We start from the raw sequence: 14,343 nt of genomic DNA, 5'->3' as shown, positions 1-14,343 counted from the left end.
CGTCCGGGCTCGCTGCCGGCGCCGAGGCGGTGTTCGGCGCGCAGGGTGTCGGCGAACGCGCGCATCGGGGCGGACAGCCCGGCGCAGGCGGCGGCGAGGTTCGGCCAGGTGGTGTCGCCGCCGTACGGCGGGACCGACTCGGCGCGCAGGATCGTGCGCGCTCCGTTGGTCGTCGGTCGGCCGTCCGATGCGGCTTCGGCACGGATCGTGGCAGACGCGGCACCACTCCTGCCCCGCCGTGCGGTTGATCACCGGTCCTCCCGTGGGCGAGGCTGGACGGGCGGCACACCGCCGCGCACAGTCGAGGGAAGGTCCCACGGTGATCAGCATCCCGGCGCACACGCTCAACGACGGCACCGCTCTCCCCGCCCTGGGGCTGGGCACCTGGCCGATGGACGACGACGAGGCGCAGCGGGCGGTCCGCGAAGCCCTGGAGACGGGGTACCGCCTGATCGACACGGCGACGAACTACCGCAACGAGACCGGCGTCGGCCGCGGCGTGGCCGCCTCCGGGGTCGCCCGCGAGGAGATCGTGGTGACGACCAAGCTGCCCGGCCGGCACCACGGCTACGAGGAGACCCTCGCCTCGTTCGAGGAGTCCCGCGCCCGGCTCGGTCTGGAGTACGTCGACCTGTACCTCATCCACTGGCCGCTGCCCCGGGTGGACAAGTACGTCGACTCCTGGAAGGCGATGGTCAAGCTGCGCGACGACGGCCTGGTGCGCTCGGTGGGCGTCTCCAACTTCACGGCGGAGCACATCGAACGGCTGGAGAAGGAGACGGGGGTCCTGCCGTCGGTCAACCAGATCGAGCTGCACCCGCTCTTCCCGCAGGAGGAGTTGCGCGCCTTCCACGAGCGCAAGGGCATCCGCACCGAGAGCTGGAGCCCGCTGGGGCGCGGCAGCGACCTCCTGGACGATCCGGCGGTGGCCGCGGTCGCCGACGCGCACGGCGTGACACCCGCGCGGGCCGTCCTGCGCTGGCACACGCAGCTCGGCGCGGTGCCCATCCCCAAGTCCTCCGACCCCGCGCGGCAGCGCGCCAACCTCGACGTCTTCGGCTTCGAGCTGGACGCCGGCCAGATGCGCGCGATCGCGGACCGGGCGCACCGGCGGATCGGCGGGGACCCCGAGGCGCACGAGGAGTTCTGAGGGGGCCCTGTCCGCGCGCGAGGGCCGTTCACTGTCCGGGTCACTGTTCGGGCAGGGGCTGCTCGGCCCAGATGGTCTTGCCGCCGCCCGTCTGGCGGCTGCCCCAGCGCTGGGTGAGCTGGGCGACCAGCAGCAGGCCCCGGCCGCCCTCGTCGTAGGCGTGGGCCCGGCGCAGGTGCGGCGAGGTGGAACTGGCGTCGGAGACCTCGCAGATGAGGGCCGTGTCGCGGATGAGGCGCAGTTGGATGGGTGGCTCGCCGTACCGGATGGCGTTGGTGACGAGTTCGCTGACGACGAGTTCGGTGACGAACGCCACCTCGTCCAGTCCCCAGTCGGCCAACTGCTCGATGACGGACCTGCGGACGGTGGCCACGTGCGCGGGATCGGGCAGGACGTCCCAGGTGCGGATCCGGTCCGTGCCCAGCGCGCGGGTGCGGGCCAGCAGCAGCGCCACGTCGTCGCCGGGCTCCTCCGGCATCACGGCCTTGAGGACGGTGTCGCACAGGGTCTCCAGCGAGTTGGCGGGCGCGGTGAGCGCCCGGCACAGCTCGGCGGTGGCGTGGTCGACGTCCCGGTCGCGGTCCTCGACGAGGCCGTCGGTGTACAGGGCGACGACCGAGCCCTCGGGCAGCTCCAGCTCGGTCGCCTCGAACGGCAGTCCGCCGACGCCGAGCGGCGGCCCCGCGGTCATGCGGACGAGCCGTGCGGTGCCGTCGGGCAGGACGAGGGCCGGCGCGGGGTGCCCGGCCGCGGCCATGGTGAGGACGCGGGTGACGGGGTCGTAGACGGCGTAGAGGCAGGTGGCACCCAGTTCGGCCACCTCGTTGCCCCCGTCACCGGCGGTGAGGTGGGTGACGAGGTCGTCGAGGTGGGTGAGGAGTTCGTCGGGGGGCAGGTCGACGTCCGCGAGGGTGCGTACGGCCGTGCAGAGGCGGCCCATGGTGGCCGTGGACGGGATGCCGTGGCCGACGACGTCGCCGACGACCAGGGCCACGCGGCTGCCGGACAGCGGGATCACGTCGAACCAGTCGCCGCCGATGCCGGCCGCCGACACGGAGGGCAGGTACCGGTGGGCGACCTCGACCGCCGCCTGTCCCGGCATGCCCTTGGGGAGCAGGCTGTGCTGGAGGGCCAGGGCGGTGGAACGCTCGCGGGCGAAGCGGCGGGCGTTGTCGATGCAGACCGCGGCCCGGCTGGCGAGCTCCTCGGCCAGGACGGTGTCGTCGTCGACGTGCGGTGGCCGGGGCGCGGCGCGCACGGCCACCACCACGCCCAGGGTCGTGCCGCGGGCCATCAGCGGCACCGCCAGGGTCGAGCGGACCCGCTCCCGGTAGGCGCGGTTGTACGGGGCCTGCTCGTTGCGGACCCGCATCCACCGGTCGAAGCCGGGGTCGCCGGGCCCGGTGCGCACCGCCCGTCCCTCGCGCAGGGCTCGGGCGGGCGCCGAGTACGGGGGGTAGGCGTCCATCTCGCCGAGGTGGACCGAGGCCCGGGGGAAGTCCTCGGTGGCGGCTCGGTGCGCGACGCGCCGGAGTTCGATCTCCTCGGCGGGCACCGCCAGTGGTTCGTCCGCGCCCAGGACCCAGTCGAGCAGGTCGACACTGGCGAAGTCGGCGAAACGCGGGACGAGGAACCCGATCAGTTCCTCGGCGGTGCGGACGACGTCCAGCGTGGTGCCGATACCGGTCGCGGCCGCGTTCAGCAGGCCCAGCCGCTGCCGCGCCCGGTGCTGCTCGGTGGTCTCGAAGCCCGCCACCGCCACGGCGGTCACCTCGCCCGACGTGTCGCGGACCGGCCACATCTCGACGGTCCAGGCGTGCTCGCCGAGCAGGGAGGAGGCGGGGGTGAACGTCTCGTAGTGCGCGGGCCTGCCGGTGTCGACGACCTGCTGGAGATGGCGCAGGAAGCCGGAGCCGTTGGCGTCGACCTCTTCCATGATCTCCGGCAGCCGCCGTCCGATCAGCTCCTCCTCCGGCAGTCCCAGCATGCGGCGCGCCGTGTCGTTGACCCGCAGGTAGCGCTGCCCGGTGTCGTGCACGGACATCGCCAGGGACGACTGCTGGAAGGTGTCGCCGGTCAGGACGCGGCCCGGTTCCCCGGGCGGCTCGACGGTCACGGCGAACCCGTCCGGAGCGCCCGTGGCTCCCAGCAGGGGCGCACCCCGCAGACACAGCGCCACGGTGGAGCCGTCGCGGTGCCGGAGCAGGGCCGGGCCCGCGAGGCCGGAGAGGTCCGCGGGCGGCACGTCCCGGGCGAGCAGGTCCCGCGCGTCCCGGCCCACGACCTCCTCGGCCGGATAGCCGGTCAGCCGCCGGGCGCCCTCGCTCCATCCCGTCACCGTGCCGTGGGCGTCCAGCGTCGCCACGGCGGAGGCATGCTCCATAGCGTCCAGGATTGACCCATTGCGGCCCGGTTTCAACCGCGACGGAGCGAGGGAGTGGCGTCACCCGCGGTGAGCGCGCAGCGCGGCGAGGGCCCGGTCGGCGTGCGTGCTCATCCTCAGCTCGCTGCGGACGACCTCGAGCAGGGTGCGGTCCTGGCCGATGACGAAGGTGACCCGCTTGGTGGGGGCGAGGCCGAACCCCCGCTTCACCCCGAACAGCTCACGGACCGCGCCGTCCGCGTCGGACAGCAGCGGCATGCCGAGCGTGTGGCGTCCGGCGAACTCCTGCTGCCGTTCGACCGGGTCGCCGCTGACGCCGACGGGGCGGGCCCCGAGTGCGGCGAACTCGGCGGCGAGGTCGCGGAAGTGGCAGGCCTCCGCGGTGCAGCCGGGAGTCAGTGCGGCGGGGTAGAAGAACAGCACCACGGGGCCGTCGGCGAGCAGTTCCGTGAGCCGGCGCGGGACCCCGGTCTCGTCCGGCAGGGTGAAGTCCTCGACCGTCCCGCCCACGGCGGGGGTCCGGCTCACGACCGGCCCTCGCTGCCCTTGGCGACGCCGCGCGCCCACAGCACGAGCGGGACCTGCACCGGCAGCCGGCCGTACGCGGCGGCCTTCTGCGGTGCGGGGCGGTGCCGCCAGTCCACGGCCATCTTGACGTTGGCGGGGAACACGCCGACGAAGAAGGCGGCCGTGGTCAGCGCGGCGGCCCTGCGGGTGCGCGGCCAGGCGACGCCCGCGGCGAGCACCAGTTCGGCGGCGCCGCTGGCGTACGTCCAGGCCCGGGGCGTACCGGGCAGGCCGCGCGGCACGATCGCGTCGAAGGTGCGGGGGCGGGCGAAGTGGGCGACGCCCGCGGCGGCCAGCAGGCCGGCGAGCAGCAGGGGTGAGCGTTCGGACCGGGACACGGTTCCTCCTCCGGGGGGCCTGCCGCGCGATATTACTCGACGGTAAAGATCAGTGGCGTACGGCTGCGAACGCGTACACGGTCAGGGGCCACCGCTCGACCGGGGCCCGCCGGGAGGTTCGCGTCCTTCACCCCGCGCCACCGCCCCGCCGCCGGGCCGGCCCGCCCGGCGCCGTTCAGGCGAACCTCGCGGCCCGCGCGCGTGGGGGCGCGCGGCGGCGTCGAGAACTGTCCCGTGGAGCTGCCGCTGATCCCGCCCATGCTCGCCACGCCCGGCGCCCTGCCACCCGCCGCGCAGGACGCGCGCTGGGCCTACGAGACCAAGCAGGACGGCCAGCGCGTGGTGGTCTACCTGCCCGGCGACGGCAGCGTGCTGCTCCGGGCCCGCTCCGGCCACGACATCACGGCCGCCTACCCCGAGCTGGCGCCGCTCGCCACCGCGCTCGGCACCACCCCGGCCGTCCTGGACGGTGAGGTGCTGGCGCTGGACGAACGGGGCCGCGCCGACTTCCAGTTGCTCCAGTCCCGCATGGGCCTGGCGCACGCCCCCGGCCGGGCGGCGCGCCGGGCGGCCGGGGCGCCGGTCCACCTGGTGCTGTTCGACGCCCTCCACCTGGCGGGCCGCTCCCTGCTCCGCCTCCCCTACTCCGGCCGCCGCGAGCGGCTGGTCGGCCTCGGCCTCGCCGGGCCGGCCTGGTCGACCCCGGCCGCGCTGGTCGGCCACGGCGAACAGGCCCTGCGGGCCACCCGCGAGCACGGGCTCGAGGGCCTGGTCTGCAAGCGGCTGGACTCGGTGTACGAACCGGGGGTCCGCTCCCGGGCCTGGATCAAGATCCGCAACATGCGCAGCGAGGACGTCCTGGTGGGCGGCTGGCTCCCCGGCAAGGGCCGCCTGGCGGGCCTTCCCGGCGCCGTCCTGGTGGGCCAGCGCGCCGAGGGCCGGCTGCGGTACGTGGGCGGGGTGGGCACCGGCTGGAGCGCGGCCGAACGCGCCGAGCTGGCGGCGCTGCTGCGGGCCGCCGCGACGGACGCGTGCCCCTTCGACCCCGTACCGCGCGTGCCGGGGGCGCGCTGGGTCGTCCCCCGGCTGGTCGGCGAGGTCCGCTACAGCACCCGTACCCGGGAGGGCATGCTGCGCCAGCCGTCCTGGCTGCGGCTGCGCCCGGACCTCGCGCCCGAGGACGCGGCGGCCGACGTCCCGGACGACATGGTGTGAGCCTGTGACGCGGGACCCATTGTTGGGCTGTCCTTCACCACCGTGACGCCCGGGCCCTCTTGGCGCGCGAGGGAAAAGACGGGAACCTGAACTCCCCTTCCCCCCACAGCCGTTGGGCTGCGCCCGGAATCCGAGGAGGACGCGGTGTCGTCGCGTACCGCCCAAGCCCGCCGCAAGAGATGGCTCGTCGCACCGTTCGGTGCCCTCGCCCTCGTCGTCGCCTTCCCCACGAGTGCCTTCGCCGCCCCGCCCCCGGGACTGCCCGGCAACGCCGACGCCCTGGAGCGGACGTACCAGCCCGCCTACGACTACGACACGGACGGCTGCTACCCCACGCCGGCCATCGGCGCCGACGGAGCGGTCAACGGGGGCCTCAACCCCACCGGTGCCCTCAACGGCAACTGCCGCGACGCCGCCGACCTGGACAACACCAACGGCTACTCGCGCGCGAAGTGCGACAACGGCTGGTGCGCCTACATGTACGGCCTGTACTTCGAGAAGGACCAGGCGCTGCCCGGCAGCAGTCTCGGCGGTCACCGGCACGACTGGGAGCACGTGGTGGTGTGGGTGCGGGACGGCGCCGTGCAGTACGTCTCGACCTCCAACCACGGCTCGTTCAGCGTGCACGCCAGATCGGCGGTCCGCTTCGACGGCACGCACCCGAAGATCGTCTACCACAAGGACGGCATCAGCACCCACTGCTTCCGCCTGGCGACCTCGGGCGACGAGCCGCCGGAGAACCACAAGGGCGCGTGGCAGTACCCGGCCCTGGTGGGATGGAACGGTTATCCGGCCGGCCTGCGCGACAGGTTGAGCGCGTACGACTTCGGTAGCGCCAACTTCGGCCTCAAGGACGGCAGTTTCGCCTCCCACCTGGCCGCCGCCAAGCCGGCCGGGATCCCCTTCGACCCCAACGCCTGAGCCGGAGCGGCCAGTCGGGCGAACCACGAGCCGGACTCCTCCCCCGGGGCACTATCGTGTCCGCATGTCCGTCCCCGAACTGATCCGTATCGTCTCTCGCGACTCCCCCATGGCCCTGGCGCAGGTCGAGCGCGTCCGGGCCGGGCTGGCGGCCCTCCACCCCGGCGTGCGCACCGAGGTCGTGCCGGTGCGCACCACCGGCGACAAGTGGCTCGGCGACCTGTCGCTGGTGGAGGGCAAGGGCGCGTTCACCAAGGAGGTCGACGCCGCGCTGCTGTCGGGCGAGGCCGACCTCGCGGTGCACTGCGTCAAGGACGTGCCCGCCGACCGCCCGCTGCCCGCGGGCACGGTGTTCGCCGCGTTCCTGGAGCGGGACGACATCCGGGACGCCCTCGTCCACCCGGGCGGTCTCACCCTGGACGAGCTTCCGGCCGGCACCCGCGTCGGCACCTCCTCGGTGCGCCGCGTCGCCCAGCTGGCCGCCACCCACCCGCACCTGCGCTGCGTGCCCTTCCGGGGCAACGCCAACCGGCGGCTGGCGAAACTCGCCGCCGGCGAGGCGGACGCCCTGCTCCTCGCGGTCGCCGGCCTGGAACGCATCGGCCGCCGCGACGTGATCAGCGAGGTCCTCTCCCCCGAGACGATGATGCCGCCGATCGGCGCGGGCGTCCTCGCCCTGCAGTGCCGGGAGGGCGACCGCGCGCTCATCGACGCGGTGAGTGGCCTCGGCCACCCGGACACGCACCGGGAGGCGACGGCGGAACGCATGTTCCTGCACGTCCTGCAAGGGCACTGCAACAGCCCGATCGCCGGGTACGCCCGGGTGGACCGGAGCGGGGAACTGTCGCTGCGGGCCTGCGTGTTCACCCCGGACGGCAAGACCCGGCTGAACGCCCACGAATGGGCCGGGCGGCTCGACCCGGCGACGCTGGGCACCTCGGTCGCCGTGGCCCTGCTGCGCCAGGGGGCCCGCGAGATCATCGACGGCATCGCGCACTGAGGCGCCGCACGCCGCCCCGCGCGCCGCGGATCAGGCGGAGCCCTCCTCCGCCTGGTCCCGCAGGAAGACGCTCACCTGGTGCGCCAGCCCGCCGTCCCGCACCGGGGCGCACAGCGGCCCGGCGTCCCCGTCGGACAGCCCGAGGCCGCCGGTCCACAGGCGGCGGTCGGTCCACTCCTCGTCCACCCGCAGCTGCACCTGCACGTCGATCTGGCCGAGGCTCGCCTCCGGGCCGGCCGCGTAGAGCACGGCGGTGGCCCGGCGCAGCGGATACACGTCGAAGCCCTCGACGAACTGGGAGTTGCGCCAGTCGAGGAAGGCGCTCTCCCCGTCGGGGCCGATGCGCACGTCCACCTGGCCGTCCTCCAGGTGGATGCCGAGCTGCCGGCCGCCCCGGTTCTCCACGGTCACCCGGACACAGAAGTACGTCAGCCCCTCGGCGGCGTCGTCGCGCCCGCGCGGCGGTTCGGCCGGCTCAAGGCGGTGGACGCGGACCCGCAGACCGGCGTGCTCGTCGTACTCCTGCCAGTCCCCGACCACGTTCGGCTCGTACACGGTGCCCCTCTCGACCTCTCGACGCTGCTTCCTATCTGTGCGCTCAGTGCACTGTCAAATGAGCGGAATGCGCTGTGGCCAGGGGCTTCACCCCTTTTGATCGGTGATCAAGCGTTGCGCAGGGACGATCCGCCGGCGCCCGCGCGAGGCGGTCACGAGGAGCGTGCCGCACATCACGTTCCGTTCCTCCGCCGTCTCGCCCACCGGTCCACAGCCGTTCGGGTGGCCGTCCGGCGCTTTGGCGCTCAGTATCCATATATACGAGGACGTGCCAGCACCCCTGCTGAGGGAGGTGCGCATATGCGTATCGCCGGCAGAACCAAGCCCCACCCCCACGACGACGCCCCCGACACCGCGGCGGCGTTCGAACGGCTCGCCGGGCTGCCGGAGGGCCCGGAGCGCAAGGCCCTGCGGGACGAGCTGATCCAGGTCTGGCTGCCCATGGCCGAGCGGATCGCGGTCCGCTTCCGTGGCCGCGGCGAGAACCTGGAGGACCTCTACCAGGTGGCGGCCCTCGGGCTGGTCAAGGCCGTCGACCACTACGACCCGGAGCGCGGCCACGCCTTCGAGGCGTACGCCGTGCCGACCGTGACCGGCGAGATCAAGCGGCACTTCCGCGACCACATGTGGACCCTGCACGTGCCGCGCCGCATCCAGGACCTGCGCAACCGGGTGCGCAAGTCCGCGAAGGAGCTGGCGCAGACCACGCCGGGACGCGCCCCCACGATCGAGGAGATCGCCGAGCACGCCCAGCTGACCACGGTCGAGGTCCGTACCGGCATGGAGGCGCTGGAGTGCTTCTCCGCCCTCTCCCTGGAGGCGGAGATGCCCGGCACCGACGGGTACGCCCTCGGGGACGCGCTGGGCGGGCCGGACCCGGCCTTCGACACGGTCGTGGACCGGGTGGCCGTCCGGCCCTGTCTGGAGGCGCTCCCGGAACGCGAGCGCACCATCCTCTACCTGCGTTTCTTCGCCGGAATGACCCAGAGCCGGATCGCGCAGCAGCTCGGCATCTCGCAGATGCACGTCTCGCGGCTGCTCAGCGGCTGCTGCGACCGGATCCGCGAGGAGATCCTCGCGGAGGTCCGCTGACTCGGATCCCCGGTCGACTCAGGCCCCCGGTGCGGCACCGGGGATCTGCGTCGGGCCGTGCCGGTCCAGCGCGTCCTCGAGGGCGGCCCGGATCTCCGGCGGCATCACTCCGCTACGCCCCCAGATGAGTATCAGTTCCGCGACATTGCGCAGTTTGATGTTCGTGTGCTGGGAAACTTCCTTGAGGACGATCCATCCCTGGTCCGGCGTCACCCTGCCGAGGACGACGATCATCCCGATGGCCTGGTCGACGACGGCGTGCGAGACGACCGCCTCCTTCAGCTGCCGGACCTGCTCCTGCAGCTCGGATATCTGGTCCGAGCCCCAGTCCGTGGGCATGGTCACCTCCGGATCCGGCGTGTCACCGCCGCCTGCGCCGTGCGGTACGGCTCCGACGCATCCATCGTCGTCACATGTGCGGCCCCGCGCCACTGGGCCGTCCGGGGCCGGTCCGCCACCGTTTCGGCGCCGCGGCCGGGGTACTCGGCAGGCGCCCGCCGCACTCCCGGCCGGACACTGGTGTGGAGCCGGTGACTGCCGGTGGACGAGACCAGGACGCGACTGCCATGAACCACGACATGCCCCTCCCCTCCGGCGGCGAGAGCCTGCTGTCCACGCGCTCCGTGTACGGAGCCCCCTGCTGGGTGAGTCTGACCAGCCGGGACCTGAAGGCGACCGAGGAGTTCTACTCCGCCGTGCTGGGCTGGCAGTGGCGGCCCGCCAAGCTGGGCGAGCCCTTCCGGATCGCCCTGGCGGGCGGTGCCCCGGTCGCCGGGATCGCCGCGGTCGCCTCGATGTGGCAGATGGCGGTCGCCTGGACGCCGTACTTCGCCGTGCGCAGCGCCGACGAGGCCGTCTCCCGGGCGGCGGAGCGCGGCGGCACGGCCGCGGTCGGACCGATCTCGCTGCCGCCCGGACGGGCCGCGCTGCTGGCCGACCGGGACGGCGCGACCTTCGGGATCTGGGAGGGCGAGCTGTTCTCCGACTGGGAGAGCTGGCGCGCCTCGCGCCCCGCCTTCATCCGGCTGCACACCCGCGACGCCTTCGACGCCGCCATCTTCTACGGCGAGATCTTCGACTGGGCGGGGTCCGACGGCTGCTGCGAGGTGAAGTACGAGGGTGACGAGGTGGTCCTGCGCAGCCAGGGAGACGTGGTGGCGCGCATCGAGTCGGGCGCGCTGGGAGCGGCCCCCGACCCGGCCATCCGGCCGCACTGGCAGGTGCACTTCGCGGTCGAGGACGTCGAGGCCTGTGCCCGCACGGCGGAGCGGCACGGCGGCAGCGTGCTCTCCCTCGGAGCCGAGGAGGCCGTGCTCCGGGACGCCGACGGCGCGCAGTTCACGGTGACCGCGCGCCGCTTCGGCGACTGATCCCCGGGACGCTCACCGACCGGTGCGCGAGGGCCGGGAGAGCAGCACCAGGCTGCGCTGCTCGACGGCCACCAGGGTGCCCGCCTTGTGCTCCGCCTCGTCGGGGGTGCCCTCGGGATCGGCGGTGTCGATCAGGGTCGTCCAGCGCTCGCCGTAGGTGGCGTCGGGCAGCCGGAAACCGCCCGGCTCCCAGTGGCTGTTGAGCAGCAGCAGGAAGGAGTCGTCGGTGACGGGCCGGCCGCACGGGTCCGGTTCGGCGATGGCGTCGCCGTTGAGGAAGACGCCGACGGTGTGCGCGTCGGAGCGCCGCCAGTCCTCGTCGGTCATCTCCCGCGCGTCCGGACGCAGCCACACCAGGTCGGGCAGCGGCTGGCCGGCGTGGGTGACGGTCTGGCCGCGGAAGTAGCGGCGGCGGCGCAGCACCGGGTGGTCGGCGCGCAGCGCGATCAGGCGCCGGGTGAAGTCCAGCAGCGCGCGCTGTTCCTCGTTCAGCCGCCAGTCGACCCAGGAGATCTCGTTGTCCTGGCAGTAGGCGTTGTTGTTGCCGCGCTGGGTGCGGCCCAGTTCGTCGCCGTGGCAGAGCATCGGGATGCCCTGCGAGAGCAGGAGGGTGGCCAGGAAGTTGCGCTGCTGGCGGCCGCGCAGCTCCCGGACCGCCGGGTCCCTGGTCTCGCCCTCGGCGCCGCAGTTCCAGGACCGGTTGTGGCTCTCGCCGTCCCGGTTGTCCTCGCCGTTGGCCGCGTTGCGCTTGTCGTTGTACGAGACGAGGTCGCGCAGGGTGAAGCCGTCGTGCGCGGTGACGAAGTTGACGCTGGCGCGGGGGCGGCGCCGGCTGTGCTGGTACAGGTCGGAGGAGCCGGTCAGCCGGGAGGCGAACTCGCCGAGCGTGTGGTCCTCGCCGCGCCAGAAGTCCCGTACCGCGTCCCGGTACTTGCCGTTCCACTCCGACCACAGCTGCGGGAAGTTGCCCACCTGGTAGCCGCCCTCGCCCACGTCCCAGGGTTCGGCGATCAGCTTGACGCGGCTGATCACCGGGTCCTGCTGGATGAGGTCGAAGAACGCGGACAGCCGGTCCACCTCGTGGAACTGCCGGGCCAGGGTCGCCGCGAGGTCGAAGCGGAACCCGTCGACGTGCATCTCGGTGACCCAGTACCGCAGCGAGTCCATGATGAGCTGGAGCACGTAGGGGTGCCGCATCAGCAGGCTGTTGCCGGTGCCGGTGGTGTCGTAGTAGTGCTGCCAGTCGCCGTCCACCAGGCGGTAGTAGGAGGCGTTGTCGATGCCCCGGAAGGAGAGGGTGGGGCCCTTCTCGTTGCCCTCGGCGGTGTGGTTGTAGACCACGTCGAGGATCACTTCGAGGCCGGCCGCGTGCAGGGTCTTCACCATCGTCTTGAACTCGGTTACCTGCTGGCCGCGGGTGCCGAGGGCGGCGTATCCGTTGTGCGGCGCGAAGAAGCCGATGGTGTTGTAGCCCCAGTAGTTGGACAGGCCCCGGTCCTGGAGGTGGCCGTCGTGCACGAACTGGTGCACCGGCATCAGTTCCACGGCGGTCACGCCGAGGGACGTCAGGTGGTCCACGACCGCGGGGTGCGCGAGCCCCGCGTAGGTGCCGCGCAGCTCCTCGGGGACGTCGGGGTGGGTGCGGCTCAGACCGCGGACGTGGGCCTCGTAGATCACGCTCTCCGAGTACGCTCGCCCCGGCGGGCGGTCGTCGCCCCAGTCGAAGGACGGGTCGGTGACCACCCCGAGCATCGTGTGCCCGGCGCTGTCGCCCGGGTCGGCCCTGCCCCTGGCCCGCTCGAAGAGGGAGGCGTGGTTGTCCACCATCCCGTCCACGGCCCGGGTGTACGGGTCGAGGAGCAGCTTGGCCGGGTTGCAGCGGTGGCCCACGGCCGGGGCCCACGGACCGTGGACCCGGTAGCCGTACCGCTGCCCGGGTCCGACGCCGGGCAGGTAGCAGTGCCAGACGAAGCCGTCGACGTCGGGGAGCGGGATGGTGCTGTGGCCGCCGTCGTCGTCGACGAGGACGAGGTCGACGCGTTCGGCGACCTCGCTGAACAGCGCGAAGTTGGTGCCCCGTCCGTCGTACGCGGCCCCCAGGGGATAGGGGTGCCCGCTCCACACGGGCGACCCCTTCCATTTCGGCCTGGCGCGGGTCACCGGGCCTCCTCCAGGATGCCGTCCGGCAAGCCGTCGGGCCGCGCCAGGCGGGCCACCGGCATGATCTCTCGCGGCACTTCCAGCCCCTCCTGGGTGATGGGTTCCGGTGCCGTCGCCACCAGCGGGACGCGCTCGCCGGCCCGGGCACGCTGCGAGAACCAGATGACCTTGGCCCCGGTGTCGGCCGCGCAGCAGCCCCAGCCGTCGCTGTTCGCGGCCAGGTGCTGGAGACAGGTGCGCAGGTCCTGGTCGGGACGGAGCGCGTGGTCGTTGCCCGCTACGGCCGTGATGAGGTGCTGGCGGTTCCACCACATCTCGATCGACGTGTGCTTGTCGCTCGCGTGCTCGTCGATCGCCCGGAGCAGCATCTCGGCGCCGGAGCAGACGGGGTCGACGAGGTTATCCAGGTCCCAGAACCGGAGGTGTGCGGCCAGAATGCGCCTGACCTGTCCGACCCGTTCCGGACTCACTTCCACGTCGAGGTGGTAGTAGCAGGGCACTGCGGTCTTCATCGTCGTGGCTCCTCACCGCGAAAGCTCTCGCTCCTCCTCGTCCCTTGGGGGACGAGCTCCCCGAACACGAAGCGTGAGCACTGATCGCTTCTGAGTGACTCCAGAGTGAGAGCAGTAGTCCATTCGTGCAACACGAGCCACGGACGGCCCTCGCCGACCGGAGCGGCACCACGCAAAGTGGTTGAAGATCCAACAAGACGGGGCGTCACCGTCCGTGCACCATGTGTGAAGAACTCGATCGTCCGTACCACCGGACCGTCCGGAAGGTGACCGGCCATGCTGCTCCCCGCGAAGAGCGAAGTCGCCCGGCAGCTGCGGCATTACCGCGCCTGGGAACGTTCGATGCTCGCGTCCCCCGCGGACGTGGCCGTCCGGGCCACCTTCGAGGACTCCGGCTACACCCTCTGCGTGCTGATGGGAAAGCGGTGCGCACGCGAGGCCGCGGAGGCCGCCGAGCGGTATCTGCGCACGAACCTCGTCACCCATGCACAGGAGCGGCCCGAGCTGCTCTCCCCGTCGGGGCGGAAGACCCCCTCCGGCGCGGCCTGACCCGAACGGCCGGGCGGCGCCCGGCCCCGAGCACGGCGGAGGTGAGAACGGATGAGCACGAGCGTGGGGATCGGGCGTATCCCGGTACGGGACGTCCACCCGGTGGTGGAGTACGGCAGGCGCCCGGCGAAGGCGGTGGCGGGAGAGACGTTCGAGGTCACCGCCTCCGTGTTCCGCGAGGGACACGACGCGGTGGCCGCCAACGTCGTACTGAAGGACCCCGAGGGCCGGCCGGGCCCGTGGACGCCGATGCGCGAACTGGCCCCGGGCAGCGACCGCTGGTGCGCCGAGGTCACCCCGGACGCCCCGGGCCGCTGGACGTACCGGGTGGAGGCGTGGAGCGACCCCGTCGCCACCTGGAGGCACCACGCGCGGATCAAGGTGCCGGCCGGCATCGACACCGGGCTGGTGCTGGAGGAAGGGGCCGAGCTGTACCGGCGGGCGGCCGCCGGGGTGCCCAGGGACGCCGGGCGCGCCGTGGTCCTGGCCGCCTCGGACGCCCTGCTCGACGACTCGCTGCCGGTGGCCACC

15 protein-coding genes and 1 pseudogene are annotated in these 14,343 nt (G+C 73.1%); 8 read left to right on the top strand and 8 right to left on the bottom strand.

The genetic code is table 11. The annotated features are described in order from the left end of the window. Window positions 1-5: 5 nt before the first annotated feature. Window positions 6-161 (bottom strand): annotated as a pseudogene (locus tag ACFIF2_RS30160) (TauD/TfdA family dioxygenase); the annotation flags it as partial. A gap of 158 nt (window positions 162-319) precedes the next feature. Between ACFIF2_RS30160 and ACFIF2_RS30155 the strand changes: the two are divergent. Next, complete coding sequence (locus ACFIF2_RS30155; RefSeq protein WP_395576422.1) at window positions 320-1,150, top strand: aldo/keto reductase; 831 nt, start codon at window positions 320-322, stop codon at window positions 1,148-1,150. Between the two features lie 40 nt (window positions 1,151-1,190). Here ACFIF2_RS30155 and ACFIF2_RS30150 read toward each other — a convergent pair whose 3' ends face one another. Genes ACFIF2_RS30150 through ACFIF2_RS30140 form a run of 3 tightly spaced genes read right to left on the bottom strand, consistent with a single transcriptional unit; the run spans window position 1,191 to window position 4,438 of the window. Next, complete coding sequence (locus ACFIF2_RS30150) at window positions 1,191-3,533, bottom strand: SpoIIE family protein phosphatase (protein ID WP_395576421.1); 2,343 nt, start codon at window positions 3,531-3,533, stop codon at window positions 1,191-1,193. A gap of 60 nt (window positions 3,534-3,593) precedes the next feature. Next, the gene (locus tag ACFIF2_RS30145; protein WP_395576420.1) at window positions 3,594-4,061 is read right to left on the bottom strand and encodes a peroxiredoxin; all 468 of its coding nucleotides are present in this window, start codon (window positions 4,059-4,061) and stop codon (window positions 3,594-3,596) included. Beyond that, window positions 4,058-4,438 carry a hypothetical protein gene (locus tag ACFIF2_RS30140; RefSeq protein ID WP_395576419.1) on the bottom strand — a complete coding sequence of 127 codons (381 nt, stop codon included), beginning with the start codon at window positions 4,436-4,438 and terminating at the stop codon, window positions 4,058-4,060. Before ACFIF2_RS30140 ends, ACFIF2_RS30145 begins: the two co-directional genes overlap by 4 nt. A 234-nt stretch (window positions 4,439-4,672) precedes the next feature. On the opposite strand from ACFIF2_RS30140, the gene ligD reads away from it, so the two are divergent. The 3 genes from ligD (at window position 4,673) to hemC (ending at window position 7,574) form a co-directional block, all read left to right on the top strand. Further along, window positions 4,673-5,653, top strand: a complete 981-nt coding sequence (gene ligD / locus ACFIF2_RS30135) for a non-homologous end-joining DNA ligase (RefSeq protein ID WP_395576418.1) — start codon at window positions 4,673-4,675, stop codon at window positions 5,651-5,653. 144 nt (window positions 5,654-5,797) lie between these two features. Continuing rightward, window positions 5,798-6,574: an NPP1 family protein gene (locus tag ACFIF2_RS30130; RefSeq protein ID WP_395576417.1), complete on the top strand. Its 777-nt coding sequence runs from the start codon at window positions 5,798-5,800 to the stop codon at window positions 6,572-6,574. A gap of 64 nt (window positions 6,575-6,638) precedes the next feature. Then, window positions 6,639-7,574: a hydroxymethylbilane synthase gene (hemC, locus tag ACFIF2_RS30125; protein ID WP_395576416.1), complete on the top strand. Its 936-nt coding sequence runs from the start codon at window positions 6,639-6,641 to the stop codon at window positions 7,572-7,574. 30 nt (window positions 7,575-7,604) lie between these two features. Here the strand turns inward: hemC and ACFIF2_RS30120 are convergent, their stop codons facing one another. Further along, complete coding sequence (locus ACFIF2_RS30120; protein WP_395576415.1) at window positions 7,605-8,129, bottom strand: hypothetical protein; 525 nt, start codon at window positions 8,127-8,129, stop codon at window positions 7,605-7,607. A 300-nt stretch (window positions 8,130-8,429) separates the two neighbouring features. Between ACFIF2_RS30120 and ACFIF2_RS30115 the strand changes: the two genes are divergently transcribed. Continuing rightward, window positions 8,430-9,221 carry an RNA polymerase sigma factor SigF gene (locus ACFIF2_RS30115; RefSeq protein WP_395576414.1) on the top strand — a complete coding sequence of 264 codons (792 nt, stop codon included), beginning with the start codon at window positions 8,430-8,432 and terminating at the stop codon, window positions 9,219-9,221. 18 nt (window positions 9,222-9,239) lie between these two features. On the opposite strand, the gene ACFIF2_RS30110 is transcribed toward ACFIF2_RS30115, so the two are convergent. Next, window positions 9,240-9,560: an ANTAR domain-containing protein gene (locus ACFIF2_RS30110; protein ID WP_395576413.1), complete on the bottom strand. Its 321-nt coding sequence runs from the start codon at window positions 9,558-9,560 to the stop codon at window positions 9,240-9,242. A gap of 227 nt (window positions 9,561-9,787) precedes the next feature. Here ACFIF2_RS30110 and ACFIF2_RS30105 point away from each other — a divergent pair, with 227 nt between their 5' ends. Continuing rightward, window positions 9,788-10,591: a VOC family protein gene (locus ACFIF2_RS30105; protein ID WP_395576412.1), complete on the top strand. Its 804-nt coding sequence runs from the start codon at window positions 9,788-9,790 to the stop codon at window positions 10,589-10,591. Window positions 10,592-10,603: 12 nt separating this feature from the next. Here the strand turns inward: ACFIF2_RS30105 and glgX are convergent, their stop codons facing one another. Next, window positions 10,604-12,751 carry a glycogen debranching protein GlgX gene (glgX, locus tag ACFIF2_RS30100; RefSeq protein ID WP_395576411.1) on the bottom strand — a complete coding sequence of 716 codons (2,148 nt, stop codon included), beginning with the start codon at window positions 12,749-12,751 and terminating at the stop codon, window positions 10,604-10,606. Beyond that, window positions 12,748-13,263, bottom strand: coding sequence for a pep a2 (locus tag ACFIF2_RS30095; RefSeq protein WP_395576410.1), 516 nt, complete (start codon window positions 13,261-13,263; stop codon window positions 12,748-12,750). Before ACFIF2_RS30095 ends, glgX begins: the two co-directional genes overlap by 4 nt. 276 nt (window positions 13,264-13,539) lie before the next feature. On the opposite strand from ACFIF2_RS30095, the gene ACFIF2_RS30090 reads away from it, so the two are divergent. Beyond that, window positions 13,540-13,812: a DUF5133 domain-containing protein gene (locus ACFIF2_RS30090; RefSeq protein WP_395576409.1), complete on the top strand. Its 273-nt coding sequence runs from the start codon at window positions 13,540-13,542 to the stop codon at window positions 13,810-13,812. Between the two features lie 51 nt (window positions 13,813-13,863). After that, a partial coding sequence (locus ACFIF2_RS30085; RefSeq protein ID WP_395576408.1) for a maltotransferase domain-containing protein occupies window positions 13,864-14,343 on the top strand: 480 nt, incomplete at its 3' end.

Source organism: Streptomyces sp. BK79, from assembly GCF_044142145.1.
Lineage (GTDB): Bacteria > Actinomycetota > Actinomycetes > Streptomycetales > Streptomycetaceae > Streptomyces.
Note: the sequence above shows the minus strand (reverse complement) of the source record. Positions and strands in the feature narration are given on the sequence as shown.